The sequence below is a fragment of the Bradyrhizobium sp. WBOS08 genome (assembly GCF_024585125.1).
In the GTDB taxonomy this organism is placed as follows: Bacteria; Pseudomonadota; Alphaproteobacteria; order Rhizobiales; family Xanthobacteraceae; genus Bradyrhizobium; species Bradyrhizobium japonicum_B.
In genome coordinates, this window is the sequence record NZ_CP028988.1 from 4,117,778 (window position 1) to 4,133,994 (window position 16,217).

Consider the following 16,217-nt stretch of genomic DNA (forward strand, 5'->3'; position numbering starts at 1 on the left):
AGGGGTTACAGTCTCGCCGACCGCTGCGGCCCCTCATCCGGATTGCTGCGCAGTCCGACCTCTCCCCGCTGGGGAGAGGTGAACAGCGAGCGCTCTGCTCGAACTGGCGACAAGGCTCAGCCCACCCCGTTCCGCTTCAGGATCATCTCCATGGCCTCGGCAAAGCCGTCCTGCTCGTTGGTCGCGGTGACGTGCGTGGCTTGGTCCTTGACGTTGTCGGCGGCGTTGCCCATGGCGATCGAGGTGCCGCTGACGGCGAACATCGCGAGGTCGTTCTGCATGTCGCCGATGGTGGCGATGGCAGCGGTCGCGATGCCGAGGCGCCTGGCTATCGCCGAGACGAACGTGCCCTTGTCGAAGCCGGGCGGGGTGACGTCGAGATAATAAGTCTGCGACCGCACGGCGTTGGCTTCGCTGCCGAGCGCCTGCTGCATCGCCTTCTCGCAAGCTTCGAGGCGGGCAGCATCGGCGCTGGCGCCGACGATCTTGCAGGCGCTTGCGAGATAGGGCGAGAAATCCGTCACGATCGTCGGGTCCGAGCGGATCGTGTGCCGCTCATGCGCAACGTATTGTCCGCTCGGGTTGTCGATCAGCCATTCGTCGGTGGTGAACAGCCAGATGTCGGCGCCGAACTCGCGAAGGATCTGCAAGGCGCGCTCGGCGGCGCCGGCGGGGATGAGATGCTGCTCGACCGGCCGCATCTCCGGATCGACGATCGAGGAGCCGTTGAACGGGCCGACCGGCAGCCACAACGCCAGCGGTTCGATCAGAAACCGCATGCCGATCGCGGGACGGCTGGACGTGATGGTGAAGCCGATGCCGGCTCTGTGCAACCGCTGCACCGCACTCCTCGCGCGGTCCGTCAGCGTCTTGTCTTTCGTCAGCAGCGTGCCGTCGACGTCGGATACCACGAGTGAGATTTGCGTCATGACAGGACCTAACGTTGCTCGCGCCTCAGCGGTTCGTGCCGCCCAGTTTGAGTTGCCGGACGATGCCGTCCACGATCGCCTCGACGGTTTCGTCGATCGAGACGGTGATGACGTGCTCGCTCTCCTCCGGCAGCTCCAGCGTCTCGAATTGGCTCGTCAGCAGCCCGGGTGGCATGAAGTGGCCTTTGCGGTGCGCGAGCCGTTCGGCGATCAGCTCCCTGGTGCCTTTCAGGAAGACGAAGCGGACATCGTCGCGCCCGCGCAACAGCACGTCACGGTAGGCATGCTTCAGCGCCGAGCAGGCGATGATGATGTGCTCGCCGCGTCCGCAGACCCGCCCGATCTCGTCGGCGATGGCATTGAGCCAGGGCCAGCGGTCCTCGTCGGTGAGCGGGTGGCCGGCCCGCATCTTCTCGACATTGCTGGCGGGATGGAAGCTGTCGCCGTCCTCGAAGCGCCAGCCGAGCCGCTGGCCGAGCGCTTCGGCGATCGTGCTCTTGCCCGACCCCGACACGCCCATCACGATCAACGCACAAGGTGCTTCAACGCGGCCCACGAATGCCCTCCGGAAGCGCGGCCCTGTCGACCAGCCAGACGGTCTCGCCAGCGGAGCGCGCGCGCAAGGCCGGCAAGGTCTCGCCATTGAGGAGGCGCGTCAAGATCGGTTGCTTGTCGTGCCCGGCAATCTCGAACAACATTTCGCGGCAGGACGCCAAAGCGGGCAGGGTGAGCGAGACCCGCGGCACGAAAGGCGCGACATTGGCCCTGGGCACGCCAACGACCCAGCGCTCGGTCTCCTCGATTTCGGGGAAGCCGGGAAACAGCGAAGCGGTGTGGCCGTCCGGTCCCGCGCCCATCAGGACCAAATCGAACAGCGGGCGCGAGGGATCGAGGCGGTCGGAGCCGTAGAAAGCTTGCAGCTCGCGCGCATAGGCGTCGGCGCTTTGCTCGGGAGTCTCGGTCGCGGTCGGAATCGGGTGAATGTGGCTCGAGGCTGCGTTGCGGTCGAGAAACGTCGCGCGCGCGACCGCCATGTTGTTGAGGGGATCGCTTGCGGGGACAAAGCGCTCGTCACCGATGAACCAGTGCACGCGTTGCCACGGGATCCTGCCGCGCCAGGCCTCGCTGCCGAGCAATTGATAGAGCTTCTTCGGGCTGGAGCCGCCGGTCAGGCAGATCGCGATGCGGCCGGGATTGGCCGCGATCCGCGCCATCACCCGCTCGGCCGCGGCGCGGGCGAGGGCCTCGGCGTCGTCCTCCACGATCAGCTTCGGCAGGGCCGCCGCGGCCATCACGAGAACTTCCGCCAGCTTCGCCCGTCGCGCCGCAGCAGCTCGTCGGCGCATTTCGGCCCGTCGCTGCCGGCTTCATAGGTCTCGATGCCGTTGGTGCCCGCGTTTTTCCAGGCATCCAGGAACGGCTGCACCGCCTGCCATCCGGCCTCGATGCCATCGGCGCGCTGGAACAGGATGTTGTCGCCGATCATGCAGTCGTAGATCAGCGTCTCATAGCCGGTCGAGGGATCGGCCCGGAAATAGTCGCCATAGCGAAACTTCATCTCGACACCGTCGATGGTGACGCTCGGCCCCGGGATCTTGGCGTTGAACTGCAGCTCGATGGTCTCGGTCGGCGCGATGCCGATGGTGAGGAAGTTCTGCGACAGGCGATCGATCGCCGTGCCTGAGAACATCGACAGCGGGGCCTGCTTGAACTTGATCGCAACTTCCGTGCGCTTGTGCGCCAGCGCCTTGCCGGTGCGCAAGTAGAACGGCACGCCGGCCCAGCGCCAATTGTCGATCATCAGCTTCAGCGCGACATAGGTCTCGGTGGTGCTGTCGGGCTTGACCTCCTCGGTCTTGCGGTAGTCCGGGATCTCCTCGTCGCCGATCTGCCCTGCGAGGTATTGCGCGCGCACCGAATTCCTCAAGGCCTCTTCCATGCTCGGCTGCTGAATCGAGGTGAGCACCTCGGCCTTCTCGGAGCGCACGGAATGCGCATCGAAACGCGCCGGCGGCTCCATCGCGACCAGCGACATCAGTTGGAAAAGATGGTTCGGCACCATGTCGCGGAGCGCGCCGGTCGAATCGTAGAAGCCGCCGCGATGGCCGACGCCGAGCTTCTCCTCCACCGTGATCTGGATGTGGTCGATGTGGTTGCGATTCCAGATCGGCTCGAACATGCCGTTGGCAAAGCGCAGCACCAGGATGTTCTGCACCGTCTCCTTGCCGAGATAATGATCGATCCGGTAGATCTGGTGCTCGTCCATGATCTTCAGGAGCTCGGCGTTGAGCGCGCGCGCCGAAGCAAGGTCGGTGCCGAACGGCTTTTCGATCACCAGCCGCCGCCAGGCGCCGTTCTCTTTCGTCAGACCGGTGCGACCGAGCTCGCGCGCGGTCGGCGCGAACGCGGCGGGCGGGGTGGCAAGGTAGAACAGGCGGTTGCCGCCGGTGCCTTGTGAGCACTCCAGCGAGTCCAGATGCTCGCGCAGGCGGTCGAATGAGGGCGGGTCCTTCGGATCGGCCTCGACGAAAGTGACGCATTGCAGCAGCTGTGTTGCGACGTCGTCGTCGACCGGCCGCGTCGCGAACTCGCGCAAGCCCTTCATCAGGCTGTGGCGCAGCTCGTCATCCGACTGATTCTTGCGGCCGACGCCGACGACGCAGAACTTTTCCGGCAACAGGTTCTCGGCGGCGAGATTGTAGAGCGACGGCATCACCAGCCGATGGGTGAGGTCGCCGGTCACGCCAAAGATGACGAAGGCGCAATTTTCCGGCTTGCGCTTGGGCTGCGGGTCTTTTGTCACGAATTGTCGGCCTTCGCTTGTTGCGTCTTATTTCGGCTTGGTGCCCGGCTGCTTCGGCTCCTTGTGGCCGCCGAATCCCGCGCGCATCGCGGAGAGAATTTTCTCGGCGAAGGTGTGTTCCCGACGGGAACGGAAACGTGTGTAGAGCGCCGCGGTCAGGACTTCGGCCGGTACGGCCTCGTCGATCGCGGCGTTCACGGTCCAGCGTCCTTCGCCGGAATCCTCGACGTAGCCGGAATATTCCGAGAGCTGCGGGCTGTCGGCGAGTGCCGTGGCGGTGAGATCGAGCAGCCAGGACGGGATCACGCTGCCGCGCCGCCACACCTCCGCGATGTCGGCGAGGTCGAAATCGTAGCGGTGATCCGCCGGCAGGGCCTCGACGTTGGCGTTCTTGAGGATGTCGAACCCTTCGGCATAGGCCTGCATCAGGCCGTATTCGATGCCGTTGTGGATCATCTTGACGAAATGGCCGGCGCCGACGGGGCCGGCGTGGATATAGCCCTGCTCGATGCGGGGATCGCGGCCCTCGCGCCCCTCCGTGCGCGGAATGTCGCCGGCACCGGGCGCGAGCGCGGCGAAGATCGGATCGAGCCGGTCGACCACGGTCTTCTCGCCGCCGATCATCATGCAATAGCCGCGGTCGAGACCCCAGACGCCGCCCGAGGTGCCGACGTCGACATAGTGGATGCCGCGGGCCTTCAGCGCTTTGCCGCGGCGGACGTCGTCCTGCCAGAAGGTGTTGCCGCCGTCGATGATGACGTCGCCCGCCTGCATTACGCCTGCGATCGTCTCGATCGTCGTCTCGGTGATGTGCCCCGCAGGCAGCATCACCCAGGCCGTCCGCGGCCGCTCCAGTTTCGAAACGAACTCTTCGAGCGTTGCCGAGCCGACTGCGCCGTCGGCGGCAAGGCCCGCGACCGCCTTGGCGTCTTTGTCGTAGACCACGGTCGAATGTCCCTGGCGCATCAGGCGGCGAACGATGTTGCCGCCCATCCGGCCGAGGCCGATCATGCCGAGTTGCATTGGCAATATTCCTTAAGTGAGCGCGTCGTTGAGCGCCGCATTGAGCGCGGCGAGGCCCTTCGTGAGCCCGCCCTTCAGGTGCACGCGCAGCGCGCGCCTTCCGCGTTCGGTGAGCACGTCGAAATCGCCGCGCGCCTGGGCCGCCTTGATCACGCCGAAGCTCGCCTTCTGGCCGGGCACCTTGAGATCCTTGGCGTCGTCGGCGGTGATCTGGAGGAACACGCCGCTGTCAGGTCCGCCCTTGTAGGCCTGCCCGGTCGAGTGCAGGAAGCGCGGTCCGAACTCGGCGCAGGTCGCGACATGCCGCTTCTCGCGCACCTCCAGCCGCATCGCCTGCAGCGCATCGATCGTCGCCTTGTCCCGCGCGATGTAGCCGAGCAGCGCGACGTAGTCGCCATCGCTGGATCGCGACAGATGCGCCTTCAGCCAGGAGCTGAGATCGCCATTGGCGCCGGCGGCGCGCAGCGCCGTGGCGTTGGCCTCGTCGGTGTAGAGATCGGCCTCGTCGGTGCTGACGACCGGCTGCTCTTCCGGCAGCGCGCCGGTCTTCTCGAACGCGGCGGTGAGCTCGCGGGTCTTGATCTTGGCCGCTTCCACGTCCGGCTGGTCGAACGGGTTGATGCCGAGGATCGAGCCCGCCACGGCGGTGGCCATCTCGAAGCGGAAGAACTCCTGGCCGAGATGGTCGATCGACTTCATGACGATGCGCACCACGGGATGGCCGGCCGCTTCGATCGCGGCGAGCTTGGAATCGTGGGCGGCATCCGCTTCGCCCTCGACGCGGATGTCGATGAAGAAGCGGTCGTTGCCGTAGACGCTGGGATCGCCCAGCGTCTCGCCCTCGATCGGGATCAGGCCCTTGCCCTCCTTGCCGGTCGATTCCGCGATCAGCTGTTCGGCCCAGGCGCCGAAATCGGCAATCTTGTTCGAGGCCAGGATCGTCACCTTGTCGCGGCCCTCGAGGCCGGCGAGACCCATGGCAAGGCCGAGCTGCACGCCCGGGTTTTCGCTCGGCGGCACGTCCGGGCCGCAGGAGCGGGCCATCGAGAGCGCATGCTTGACGAAGGTCTTGACGTCGATGCCGGCGGTTGCCGCCGGCACCAGGCCGAACGGCGACAGCACCGAATAGCGGCCGCCGATCGAGGGCTCGCCGTGGAAGATGCGGGCGTAGTTCAGCTTCTTCGCCGCCTTCTCCAGCGACGAGCCGGGATCGGTGACCGCGATGAAGCGGTGGCCGGTCTTGACCTTCGCACCCACCGCCTTGGCAACCTGCTGATGGAAATAATCCTTCATCGCGTTCGGCTCGGTGGTGCCGCCGGACTTGCTCGAGACGATGAACACGGTGTTGGCGATGTCGATCTTCGCCTCCATCGCGCGGACCTCGGCCGGATCGGTGGAGTCAAGCACATGCAGCTTCGGAAAGCCGGGCTTCTTGCCGAAGGTCTCGGCCAGCACCTCGGGCCCGAGGCTCGATCCGCCCATGCCGAGCACGACGGCGTCAGAGAATTTCTGCCCCTTCACGCGGCCCGCATAATCCTCGTAATCGGCGACATCGGCCTTGGCGGGGCTGTCGAGCCAGCCGAGCCATTTGTCCTCATCAATGCCGGTCCAGACCGACTTGTCGCGCTGCCACAGCCTGCGGATCTTGGCGGACGCCCGCCATTCCTCGGTGCTCTCAGCCACCGCCTTGCCGAGGCCGTCGCCAAGCGAGAGAAGCTGCCGATCGAGTGCGGGAGCGAGCACGGTGGCGCGCTTGTGGGCGACCGCGCCGTAGAGCTTGTCGGCGGCGTCCGCGAACAGCTTGACGCCGTCCTTGACCAGCTCCTCGGTGATGGCGTCGAGCGAGATGCCGGAGCGCTCCAGCTCCTCCAGCACGCGCCTGGCGTCATCGACGTTCTCTTCCAGGCTATCGCGCGGCTTGCCGTGGTCGCGGAACGCGTCCAACGTCGCCGGCGGCACCGTGTTGATGGTGTCCGGGCCGATCAGCTCCTCGACATAGAGGACGTCGCTGTAATCCTTGTTCTTGGTGCCGGTCGAGGCCCACAGCATGCGCTGCGGCTTGGCGCCCTTGGCGGCGAGCTTGTCCCAGCGGGGACCTGCGAACAGGCGCTTGTAGTCCTGGTAGGCGACCTTGGCGTTGGCGATCGCGACCTTGCCCTTCAGCGCGGCGAGCCGCTCCTTCTCGGACGGATCGTTGGCGCGTGCGATCTTGTCGTCGAGCTGCTTGTCGACCACGGAATCGATACGGCTGACGAAGAAGCTCGCCACGCTCGCGACATGCGCAGGGTCGCCGCCGCCGGCGACGTATTTCTCCAGACCGGCGATGTAGGCTTCGGCCACCTGGAGGTAGACCGCCCTGGAGAACAGCAGCGTGATGTTGATGCTGATGCCGTCGCCGATCAGCGTCTCGATCGCCGGCAGGCCCTCGGGCGTCGCCGGCACCTTCACCATCAGGTTCTTGCGGCCGACGTCCTTCCACAGCCGCCGCGCTTCGGCGACCGTGCCCGATGTGTCCATGGCGAGATAGGGCGAGACCTCGAGGCTGACATAGCCGTCGCCTCCCTCGAGGCGGTCATAGACCGGGCGCAGCACGTCGGCGGCGTTCTGGATATCCTCGACCGCCACAGTCTCGAACAAATCGGCCACCGTCCGGTCGCCGCGCTTCAGCGCCTTGCCGATCGGCGCATCGTATTCGTCCGAGCTACCGATCGCCTTCTCGAAGATCGAGGGATTGGAGGTGACGCCCTTGACGCCGTCGGTGTCGATCAGCCGCTTCAGGTCGCCCTTGGCGATGAAGCCACGGGCCAAAAAGTCCAGCCAGACCGCTTGTCCGTGCTTTTCCAGTTCTTTGACGGGATTCATGATGCTTTTTATCTCCAAGCCTGCGGGCGAGGGGTTTCCGCGCCAGTCCTGACGCGCTATCCTCTAGCTTACATGCTCCCGGGAGGGAACCAATCAAGGGTACAGGCGTCCTACCCTCCGGTGTAACTCCGTCGCGATCATGGCGATCCCGGCGACAGTAGCCCTGTTGCGTAAAAAGTCGTCGGCCGAAAGCTCGGCCGAGTCCAGTCGGCAACGTCAATTCGCCCTGAATTCGATTGCCCAAAATTCTGCTGACCGGCGCCGCGGGCACGAGATGATCGCGCTGACGCCGACGTCCGACTTGAAGCGGCCATTCCGCCGTATCCTCAACTTGATCCGCGCAGAACGATCGGAGCGTCCATCCGGTCTTGGCAGTCGACTTGATACAGTGCTGCGTGGCGACGCGCACTCTGTGCACCGCATTGCAGCAGGAAGATGAACGCGGCTCTCAAAGCTGCGCTCAAGGCTTCGCCCTACGAGCGTCATAAGATCGCCGCTGGCGGCTCGCTATGCTGCAACGCCGGATGAACGCATCCCCGGTAAGGCCCGGATGTTGCGACCAAGTGACATTTTCTGGAAATGAGCCAATATAGACGGAGATTCGCACAAAATACGGGCAGGTGCCTGTTCGTAACTCAACGAGTGCCTACGTTGTGCGTTGCGTCGTGTCGGCACCCGGGTGTCCAATGATCGTCATGTGCTCACGCTGATTCGAAACGGCCTGAGGAACGGTCCGGTAACTGCTTTCGTTTCAGCTTGTAGCGGAACTCACGCGGAGAGGGATCATGTACAACGATTCTCTATTCAACGCTTTCGCTCGGTCGTTCGAGGCGAGAAGCCAGCACGACATGTCGATGGCGGAATATCTGGAATCGTGTCGAAGCGATCCCATGAAATACGCGAACGCGGCCGAACGATTGCTAGCGGCGATCGGTGAACCTCAAACGATTGACACGGCCAAGGACCCACGCCTTGGCCGTATTTTTTTGAACCGCACGATCCGGACCTATCCGGCCTTCGCCGGCTTCTATGGCATGGAAGAAACCATCGAGCGCATCGTTGGTTTCTTCCGCCATGCGGCGCAGGGCCTCGAGGAGCGCAAGCAGATCCTGTACCTGCTCGGGCCCGTCGGCGGCGGCAAGTCTTCGCTCGCCGAGCGGCTGAAGTCGCTGATGGAAGTGCATCCGATCTACGTGCTCAAGGCCGGCGATGAACTCTCGCCGGTGTTCGAGAGTCCGCTCAGCCTGTTCGATCCCGATCAGCTCGGCCCGATGCTGGAAGAGAAATACGGCATTCCGCGCCGGCGTCTCACCGGGTTGATGAGCCCGTGGTGCTACAAGCGCCTGGAAGCCTTCGGCGGCGACATTTCCCAGTTCCGGGTCGCCAAGATCCAGCCGTCGCGGCTGCGCCAGATCGCCATCGCCAAGACCGAGCCCGGCGACGAGAACAATCAGGACATCTCCTCGCTGGTCGGCAAGGTCGACATCCGCAAGCTCGAGACCTACGCCCAGAACGATCCCGACGCCTACAGCTATTCTGGCGGCCTCAACCGCGCCAACCAGGGCGTGCTCGAGTTCGTCGAGATGTTCAAGGCGCCGATCAAGATGCTGCACCCGCTGCTCACCGCGACGCAGGAAGGCAATTACATCGGCACCGAGAACATCGGCGCGATCCCGTTCACCGGCGTGATCCTGGCGCACTCCAACGAGGCGGAGTGGGCGAGCTTCAAGGCGAACAAGAACAACGAGGCCTTCATCGACCGCATCTGCGTGATCAAGGTGCCGTACTGCCTGCGCGTCACCGAAGAGCAGAAGATCTACGAGAAGCTGATCCAGGGCTCCGAGCTCGCCGCGGCGCCGTGCGCGCCCTCGACGCTGGAGACGCTGGCGCGGTTCTCGGTGATGTCGCGCCTGCGCAAGCACGAGAATTCCACCCTGTTCGGCAAGATGCGGGTCTATGACGGCGAGAGCCTGAAGGAATCCGACCCGAAGGCGCGCAGCGTCCAGGAATATCGCGACGCTGCCGGCGTCGACGAGGGCATGGACGGCGTTTCCACCCGCTTCGCCTTCAAGATCCTGGCTGCGACGTTCAACCACGACCCGCAGGAAGTTGCAGCCGACGCGGTTCATCTCATGTACGCGCTGGAGCAGGCGATCCGCAGGGAGCAGCTGCCGGAGGAAGTCGAGAAGCGCTATCTCGAATTCATCAAGGCGGATCTGGCGCCGCGCTATGCCGAGTTCATCGGCAATGAGATCCAGAAGGCGTATCTGGAATCCTACTCGGATTACGGTCAGAACCTGTTCGATCGCTACGTCGACTATGCCGACGCCTGGATCGAGGACCAGGACTTCAAGGATCCCGACACCGGCCAGCTGCTCGATCGCGAGCTTTTGAACCAGGAGCTGACGAAGATCGAGAAGCCGGCGGGCATCGCCAACCCCAAGGACTTCCGCAACGAGGTCGTCAAATTCTCGTTACGGTCGCGGGCCCAGAACGGCGGCAAGAATCCGGCCTGGACCTCCTACGAGAAGATTCGCGATGTGATCGAAAAGCGGATATTCTCCCAAGTCGAGGACCTGCTTCCGGTCATCTCCTTCGGGTCGAAGAAGGACGGCGAGACGGAGAAGAAGCATGGCGAGTTCGTCGCACGCATGGTGGAGCGTGGCTACACCGAGCGTCAGGTTCGCCGGCTCGTCGAATGGTACATGCGCGTGAAGCAGGCCGGTTGAGGCGGATGGGAGGCGAATGGTAAAGTGCCCATTCACATTATTGACAGGCGCCTGAATCCAGGCGGCAAGAGTCTTGAGAACCGCCAGCGGTTCTTGCGTCGGGCCAAGTCCCTGGTGCAGGGCGCCGTCAAGAAGACCTCGCAGGAGCGCGACATCAAGGACGTCCTGGAGGGGGGCGAGGTCACGATCCCCCTCGACGGCATGCACGAGCCGCGCTTCCGCCGCGAGGGTGGCACGCGCGACATGGTGCTGCCCGGCAACAAGAAGTTCATCGAGGGCGACTATCTACAGCGCTCCGGCCAGGGCCGCGCCAAGGATTCCGGCCCGGGCGAAGGCGACAGCGAGGACGCGTTCCGCTTCGTGCTGTCCCGCGACGAATTCGTCGACCTGTTCCTGGACGATCTCGAGTTGCCAGATCTTGCCAAGCGCAAGATCGCGCAGACCGAGAGCGAGGGCATCCAGCGTGCCGGCTACACCACGTCGGGCTCGCCCGCCAACATCTCGGTGAGCCGGACAGTGAAGCTCGCGCTGGCCCGCCGCATCGCGCTGAAGCGTCCCCGCAAGGACGAGATCGAGGAGCTCGAAGCTACGATCGCGGCCTGCACCGACGAGGACGAGCGTGAGGTGCTGCTCGCCCAGCTCGAGAAACTCAAGGCGAAATCCAAGCGCATCCCCTTCATCGACCCGCTCGACATCCGCTACCGCCGCTTCGAGACGGTGCCGCGGCCGGTGGCGCAGGCGGTGATGTTCTGCCTGATGGACGTCTCGGGCTCGATGTCCGAGCACATGAAGGATCTCGCCAAGCGCTTCTACATGCTGCTCTACGTGTTCCTGAAGCGCCGGTACAAGCACGTCGAGATCGTCTTCATCCGCCACACCGACCGCGCCGAGGAGGTCGACGAGCAAACCTTTTTCTACGGCCCGGCCTCGGGCGGCACGCTGGTCTCCAGCGCCTTGCAGGCGATGCACGAGATCGTGCGCGAGCGCTTCAACCCGTCGGACTGGAATATCTACGCCGCGCAAGCCTCCGACGGCGACAATTCCTATTCCGACGGCGAGCTCACCGGCATGCTGCTGACCGACAAGATCCTGCCGGTCTGCCAGTTCTTTGCCTATCTCGAGGTCGGGGAGTCCGGCGGCAGCGCCTTCGATCTCTCCGACTCCTCGCTCTGGAGCCTCTATGAGCGCCTGCGCAACGGTGGCGCGCCGCTCTCGATGCGCAAGGTCTCGGAGCGCAGCGAGATCTTTCCGGTGTTCCACGATCTGTTCCAGCGCCGCGAAACGTCCCAGGAGAAGGCCGCTCCATGACGGAACGATTGTTTGAAGGCGCCGATTGGGACTTCCACACCTTGCAGCGCATCACCGATGCCTGCGAGGAGGTGGCGCTGAAGGATCTCGGGCTCGACGTCTATCCGAACCAGATCGAGGTCATCACCGCCGAGCAGATGCTGGACGCCTATTCGTCGGTCGGCATGCCCCTGTTCTACAAGCACTGGTCGTTCGGCAAGCATTTCGCCTTCCACGAGGCGTCCTACCGCAAGGGTCTGATGGGGCTCGCCTACGAGATCGTGATCAACTCCTCGCCCTGCATCTCCTATCTGATGGAGGAGAACACGGCGACGATGCAGACCCTGGTGATCGCGCACGCCGCCTTCGGCCACAATCACTTCTTCAAGAACAATTACCTGTTCAAGCAGTGGACCGATGCCGACGGCATCCTGGACTATCTCGACTTCGCCAAGAACTACGTCATGCAGTGCGAGGAGCGTTACGGCCGCATCGAGGTCGAACGCACCCTGGACGCCGCGCACGCGCTGATGTCGCACGGCATCGACCGCTATCCCGGCAAGAAGAAGCTCGACCTGCGCGCCGAGGAGAAGCGGGCCGGGCGGCGTCGTCAGCACGAGGAAGAGGTCTTCAACGACCTCTGGCGCACCGTGCCGGCCGGCAAGAGCAAGACCCGCTCTGCGCTCAGCATCGAGCGCCGCCGCAAGCTGCTCGGTCTGCCGCAGGAGAATTTGCTCTACTTCCTGGAGAAGAGCGCGCCGCGGCTGGCGCCGTGGCAGCGCGAGCTGCTCCGCATCGTCCGCCACATCGCGCAATATTTCTATCCGCAGAGCCAGACCAAGGTGATGAACGAGGGGACGGCGACCTACGTCCACTATCGCATCATGACCCAGCTGCACCAGCAGGGCCGCATCACCGACGGCAATTTCCTCGAATTCCTGGGCTCGCACACCAATGTGGTGTTCCAGCCCGAGTTCGACGATCCGCGCTTCTCCGGCTTCAACCCTTACGCGCTCGGCTTTGCCGTGATGCAGGACATCGAGCGTATCGTCACCAGGCCGGAGGACGAGGACCGCGAATGGTTCCCCGACATCGCCGGCAAGAATGACGTGATGGGCGTGCTGCGCGACGTCTGGGCCAATTACCGCGATGAAAGTTTCATCGCGCAGTTCCTGAGCCCCAAATTGATGCGGCACTTCCGCATGTTCCACCTGCACGACGATCCCGAGGAGCGTGCCGGCATCAGGGTCGACGCCATCCACGACGAGCGCGGCTTCCGCCGCGTCCGCCGCGAGCTGGCTCGGCAGCATGATGTCGGCTACATCGACGCCAACATCGAGGTGGTCGACGTCGATCTCTCAGGCGACCGCCGCCTGATCCTGCATCACCACGTCATCAAGGGCGCGCAGCTCAACGAGACCGATGCCAAGCGCGTGCTGCAGCACCTCGCCGATCTCTGGACCTACGACGTCGCGCTGATCGAGGTCGATTCCAACGACAAGGTCCTGCGCGAATACGTCGTGAGCCCGCGCCCGATCCCCGCCGCGGTGGCGTGACGGCGACTGATTGTGCGGAGCCATGGGCGAGATGCGCGTTGATGTGCCCTCTCCCCTTGCGGGAGAGGGCAGCGACTCCGGCAGACACACACTCGCTGGGGTGAGGGGTATCTCTCCGCGGATCCAAATCTCATCGGAATGAGCGGAAACAACCCCTCATCCGGCGCTTCGCGCCACCTTCTCCCACAAGGGGAGAAGGAAGGCTCTCGTGGCTCGCACAGCGGCTGCGCTAGGTCGATCGTTTCCTTGCCGGCTTCTTCTTCGCTGCATTCAGCTCCACCGCAGCGCGGATCAATGCCTTCAGCGCCTTCTCGTTGATTGTCTCGCCGTCGCGAATGTCGATCGCGCGCCGCACGTTGCCGTCGAGGCTGGAATTGAACAGGCCTGAGGGGTCGTCGAGTGCCGCGCCCTTGGCAAAGGTCAGCTTCACCACTTGCTTGTAAGTCTCGCCGGTGCAGATGATGCCGTCGTGCTCCCACACGGGAACGCCGCGCCATTTCCACGCTTCCGCGACGTCAGGGTCGGCTTCCTTGATCAGGGCGCGGATCCGCTTCAGCATGTCTCCGCGCCAGTCGCCCAGCTCCTTGATCCTGCCGTCGATCAGCTTGGCGGGTGAAAGCCCGTTCGCTTCCGTCGTGTCGACCTTCTTTGCTGTCACGGATTTTTTCATCCTCGCCTCAAGCGTTGCTGCGGCCGAGATAGGGCAGCGCGAACAGATACAGTCCGGTCGCGAGCAACGGAATCAGCGGCACGAGTGCCAGGATTCCGGTCCACACCGCCTGGAGCTGCATGATCATCGCGACGATGTTGGCGATGACGGCCAGCGTGAAAGCCATCGACAGCCAACGATGAATTTGCCGAATCCACATCTGCGTGCTCATCGGATCCTCCCTTGCGAATGTTTGGTGATCGACACGGCGGACGAGCTAGTCCCCACGCGCCAGCACCTCGTCCAGCTTTGCCAGGAACTGCTTCCAGCCGGCATGCGCGCCGCCGAACGCCTGCTTCTGCGTCGGGCTGAAGCCGGCCTGCTCGACGCGCAGATGCGTGCCCGCGCTGGTCGGCGTCAGCGTGAAGGTCACCACGCTCCTGAGGTCGAAGGCGGCATCCTCATGCGAGAAGTTCCAGGTATAGGCGAGGCTCTTCTGCGGCTCGATGGTGAGAACCTCGCAGTCCAGCACGCCGCCCCATTCGCCGCGCAGGTTGAAGCGATGGCCGACATCAGGCTTGAAGTCGTTCTTCATCAGCCATTCCTCGATCAGGTGCGGCTGCGTCAGCGCGCGCCAGAGCCGCTCGGCGGGATAGGCAAATTCGCGCTCGACCACCACGGAGCGCGTCTGGCCTGAGGTTTCGGTCATTGGTCCATCCTCTTCAGGAGATCGTCGAGCGCGTCGAGCCGCCGCTGCCAGAACGACGACATCTGGCTGGTCCAGTCGATCAGCGGATTGAGCGCGCCGGGCTGCGCGCTGTAATGGGTCTGGCGTCCCTCATGGCGGTCGCGCACGAGGCCAGCCTGCTTCAGCGCGCCGAGATGCTTCGAGACCGCCGGCTGCGAAACCCCGGATCGCACCGTCAGCGCCCCGACCGTCTGCTCGCCCTCGCGGCACAGCCGCTCGAAGATCGCCCGCCTCGTGGGGTCGGCGAGGGTCCGGAACAGGATATCGGGGGCAGGGGACATGGCGATCCATAACTAGAAGGTTATGAATAAATCTATAACTGCTGAGTTATGGGTAAGTCAAGTACGGGGGAGGCTGCGGCGATGGCTGGCGCAGCCCTCTCCGCGTCATTGCGAGGAGCCCTTGCGACGAAGCAATCCAGTCTGTCTCCGCGGAGAAAAGTCTGGATTGCTTCCGCCTTCGCCAAGGCGTCGGCGGACAAGTCGCTGCGCTCGCAATTATGGAGAATGTGGCGCCGAGCCCGGCCTACGGCCGCAAATAAAGATACCCCTGCGACTGCAGCTCGGCGATGCGAACCACGCCGCCCTTCTCCAGGTTGACGAAGCCCGGCAAAAGATCCGCCAACGTGACGTTCTGCGCCTTCATCGTGTTGCCGCAGGCGGCGAGCTCGACGCCGTCCTTGGAGAAATCACTGACGCGCCTGCTGATGTCGGGATTGGCCTGCGCCGAATGAAACGCCTTCAGCGCCGGTCCGTGGATCACCAGTGCGATCGTGACATGCTCGGGGCCGCCGACGCCGTCGATATGGTTCTGGATGTTGCCGAGCACGAAATTGACCTTCTCGGCGTCGCTGAGGTGATAGACCACCTTGAGCTTGTTGCCTGGGCCGGCTTCGCTGGCTGCTTGCGCACGTGAGGCGCCGAACGCGGCGCCAAGTGCCGAGACGGCGCTCCACAAGATGTTGCGGCGATTCATGGCGGCCTCCCCGAAAGCGACGATGCCGGACAGTATCACTTGCGGCGCAGCGCGGCGAGCTCCTTGCGGTCGGTCACCAGCGAAGCGCATTCGCTAGTCTCGGTGCGATCGAGCCGGAAGATCCTGTCGTCGGCGCCGCCGACCAGCGCATGTTCGGCCTCATCGTCCGGCTTGTTATTTTGCCAGACGCGCACCCGCTCGAGCCGCACGATTGTCGCCTTGTCGTCCTTGGAGAGCGCAACGCCGATGCCGCCGCCGTCGCAATCGACGCCGCAGCCGAGGCGCACCTCGCTGCCATTCCTGGTGAACACGGCGTGGTTACACGATCCGCTGGAGTCGAAATTGCCGCTACGGTGACGGTACCCGAAGCCGAGGCGGAAGGAATGGTGCAGTTCCTTGTCCTCCCTGTCCAGTTCCGACGAGACCAGCAGCTTCATCGCGGCGACCTTCTGCTTGGGATGGCGTGCCAGGTGGTCGGCGTCGTAGCGGCGGACGAAGCAGGCATAGGCCTTGTCGCCCGGCTTGCCCGCATACATGCGCACATTGAAGGCCTCCGATTCAGCCTTGCTGGCCTCGCGGATGTCGTCGCCTTCCTCGGCTTGGGCGGCGCCGATGAATGCGGCAAGGGCAAGCGGAAGGACAAGAGCAAGCTTCAT

Annotated in this window: 15 protein-coding genes; 3 read left to right on the forward strand and 12 right to left on the reverse strand. The window is 64.2% G+C overall.

The window, feature by feature from the left end; genetic code table 11:
- Positions 1-116 precede the first annotated feature (116 nt).
- The 6 genes from DCM80_RS19380 to DCM80_RS19405 are packed head-to-tail and all read right to left on the reverse strand — an operon-like array spanning position 117 to position 7,617.
- Entirely contained in the window at positions 117-929 is an 813-nt protein-coding gene (locus DCM80_RS19380) for an HAD family hydrolase (RefSeq protein WP_257193151.1), read from the reverse strand.
- Between the two features lie 25 nt (positions 930-954).
- Positions 955-1,485: a gluconokinase gene (locus DCM80_RS19385; protein WP_257193152.1), complete on the reverse strand. Its 531-nt coding sequence runs from the start codon at positions 1,483-1,485 to the stop codon at positions 955-957.
- Positions 1,472-2,221 carry a 6-phosphogluconolactonase gene (gene pgl / locus DCM80_RS19390; RefSeq protein WP_257193153.1) on the reverse strand — a complete coding sequence of 250 codons (750 nt, stop codon included), beginning with the start codon at positions 2,219-2,221 and terminating at the stop codon, positions 1,472-1,474. The genes DCM80_RS19385 and pgl overlap by 14 nt, the downstream gene beginning before the upstream one ends.
- A complete protein-coding gene (gene zwf / locus DCM80_RS19395) occupies positions 2,221-3,732 on the reverse strand; it encodes a glucose-6-phosphate dehydrogenase (RefSeq protein ID WP_257193154.1) in 1,512 nt (503 codons plus the stop codon). Before zwf ends, pgl begins: the two co-directional genes overlap by 1 nt.
- A 27-nt stretch (positions 3,733-3,759) precedes the next feature.
- Positions 3,760-4,755 (reverse strand): phosphogluconate dehydrogenase (NAD(+)-dependent, decarboxylating), encoded by a 996-nt coding sequence (gene gnd / locus DCM80_RS19400; protein WP_257193156.1) that lies wholly within the window; start codon positions 4,753-4,755, stop codon positions 3,760-3,762.
- Positions 4,756-4,767: 12 nt separating this feature from the next.
- Positions 4,768-7,617, reverse strand: coding sequence for a bifunctional transaldolase/phosoglucose isomerase (locus DCM80_RS19405; protein WP_257193158.1), 2,850 nt, complete (start codon positions 7,615-7,617; stop codon positions 4,768-4,770).
- Positions 7,618-8,402: 785 nt separating this feature from the next.
- Here DCM80_RS19405 and DCM80_RS19410 point away from each other — a divergent pair.
- The 3 genes from DCM80_RS19410 to DCM80_RS19420 are packed head-to-tail and all read left to right on the forward strand — an operon-like array spanning position 8,403 to position 13,189.
- Positions 8,403-10,346: a PrkA family serine protein kinase gene (locus tag DCM80_RS19410; RefSeq protein WP_028138205.1), complete on the forward strand. Its 1,944-nt coding sequence runs from the start codon at positions 8,403-8,405 to the stop codon at positions 10,344-10,346.
- 30 nt (positions 10,347-10,376) lie between these two features.
- Entirely contained in the window at positions 10,377-11,654 is a 1,278-nt protein-coding gene (locus DCM80_RS19415; protein WP_257197979.1) for a YeaH/YhbH family protein, read from the forward strand.
- Entirely contained in the window at positions 11,651-13,189 is a 1,539-nt protein-coding gene (locus tag DCM80_RS19420; RefSeq protein WP_257176923.1) for a SpoVR family protein, read from the forward strand. Before DCM80_RS19415 ends, DCM80_RS19420 begins: the two co-directional genes overlap by 4 nt.
- A 229-nt stretch (positions 13,190-13,418) precedes the next feature.
- Here DCM80_RS19420 and DCM80_RS19425 read toward each other — a convergent pair whose 3' ends face one another.
- The 6 genes from DCM80_RS19425 to DCM80_RS19450 form a co-directional block, all read right to left on the reverse strand.
- On the reverse strand, positions 13,419-13,859 hold the full coding sequence (locus DCM80_RS19425; RefSeq protein ID WP_257193160.1) for a DUF1801 domain-containing protein: 441 nt from the start codon (positions 13,857-13,859) through the stop codon (positions 13,419-13,421).
- Between the two features lie 7 nt (positions 13,860-13,866).
- Entirely contained in the window at positions 13,867-14,070 is a 204-nt protein-coding gene (locus DCM80_RS19430) for a hypothetical protein (RefSeq protein ID WP_257193161.1), read from the reverse strand.
- 45 nt (positions 14,071-14,115) lie between these two features.
- A complete protein-coding gene (locus DCM80_RS19435; protein ID WP_257193162.1) occupies positions 14,116-14,547 on the reverse strand; it encodes an SRPBCC domain-containing protein in 432 nt (143 codons plus the stop codon).
- Complete coding sequence (locus tag DCM80_RS19440) at positions 14,544-14,867, reverse strand: helix-turn-helix transcriptional regulator (RefSeq protein WP_126255144.1); 324 nt, start codon at positions 14,865-14,867, stop codon at positions 14,544-14,546. The genes DCM80_RS19435 and DCM80_RS19440 overlap by 4 nt, the downstream gene beginning before the upstream one ends.
- A 244-nt stretch (positions 14,868-15,111) precedes the next feature.
- Positions 15,112-15,561, reverse strand: a complete 450-nt coding sequence (locus DCM80_RS19445) for a DsrE family protein (protein WP_257193163.1) — start codon at positions 15,559-15,561, stop codon at positions 15,112-15,114.
- Between the two features lie 35 nt (positions 15,562-15,596).
- Positions 15,597-16,217, reverse strand: coding sequence for a hypothetical protein (locus DCM80_RS19450; protein ID WP_257193165.1), 621 nt, complete (start codon positions 16,215-16,217; stop codon positions 15,597-15,599).

Bases quoted from the DNA above. Each gene is read 5' to 3' on its own strand.
- DCM80_RS19380 (WP_257193151.1), bottom strand. From the start codon at position 929: ATGACGCAAATCTCACTCGTGGTATCCGACGTCGACGGCACGCTGCTG.
- pgl (WP_257193153.1), bottom strand. From the start codon at position 2,221: ATGGCCGCGGCGGCCCTGCCGAAGCTGATCGTGGAGGACGACGCCGAG.
- gnd (WP_257193156.1), bottom strand. From the start codon at position 4,755: ATGCAACTCGGCATGATCGGCCTCGGCCGGATGGGCGGCAACATCGTT.
- DCM80_RS19405 (WP_257193158.1), bottom strand. From the start codon at position 7,617: ATGAATCCCGTCAAAGAACTGGAAAAGCACGGACAAGCGGTCTGGCTG.
- DCM80_RS19410 (WP_028138205.1), top strand. From the start codon at position 8,403: ATGTACAACGATTCTCTATTCAACGCTTTCGCTCGGTCGTTCGAGGCG.
- DCM80_RS19420 (WP_257176923.1), top strand. From the start codon at position 11,651: ATGACGGAACGATTGTTTGAAGGCGCCGATTGGGACTTCCACACCTTG.
- DCM80_RS19425 (WP_257193160.1), bottom strand. From the start codon at position 13,859: ATGAAAAAATCCGTGACAGCAAAGAAGGTCGACACGACGGAAGCGAAC.
- DCM80_RS19430 (WP_257193161.1), bottom strand. From the start codon at position 14,070: ATGAGCACGCAGATGTGGATTCGGCAAATTCATCGTTGGCTGTCGATG.
- DCM80_RS19435 (WP_257193162.1), bottom strand. From the start codon at position 14,547: ATGACCGAAACCTCAGGCCAGACGCGCTCCGTGGTGGTCGAGCGCGAA.
- DCM80_RS19440 (WP_126255144.1), bottom strand. From the start codon at position 14,867: ATGTCCCCTGCCCCCGATATCCTGTTCCGGACCCTCGCCGACCCCACG.
- DCM80_RS19445 (WP_257193163.1), bottom strand. From the start codon at position 15,561: ATGAATCGCCGCAACATCTTGTGGAGCGCCGTCTCGGCACTTGGCGCC.
- DCM80_RS19450 (WP_257193165.1), bottom strand. From the start codon at position 16,217: ATGAAGCTTGCTCTTGTCCTTCCGCTTGCCCTTGCCGCATTCATCGGC.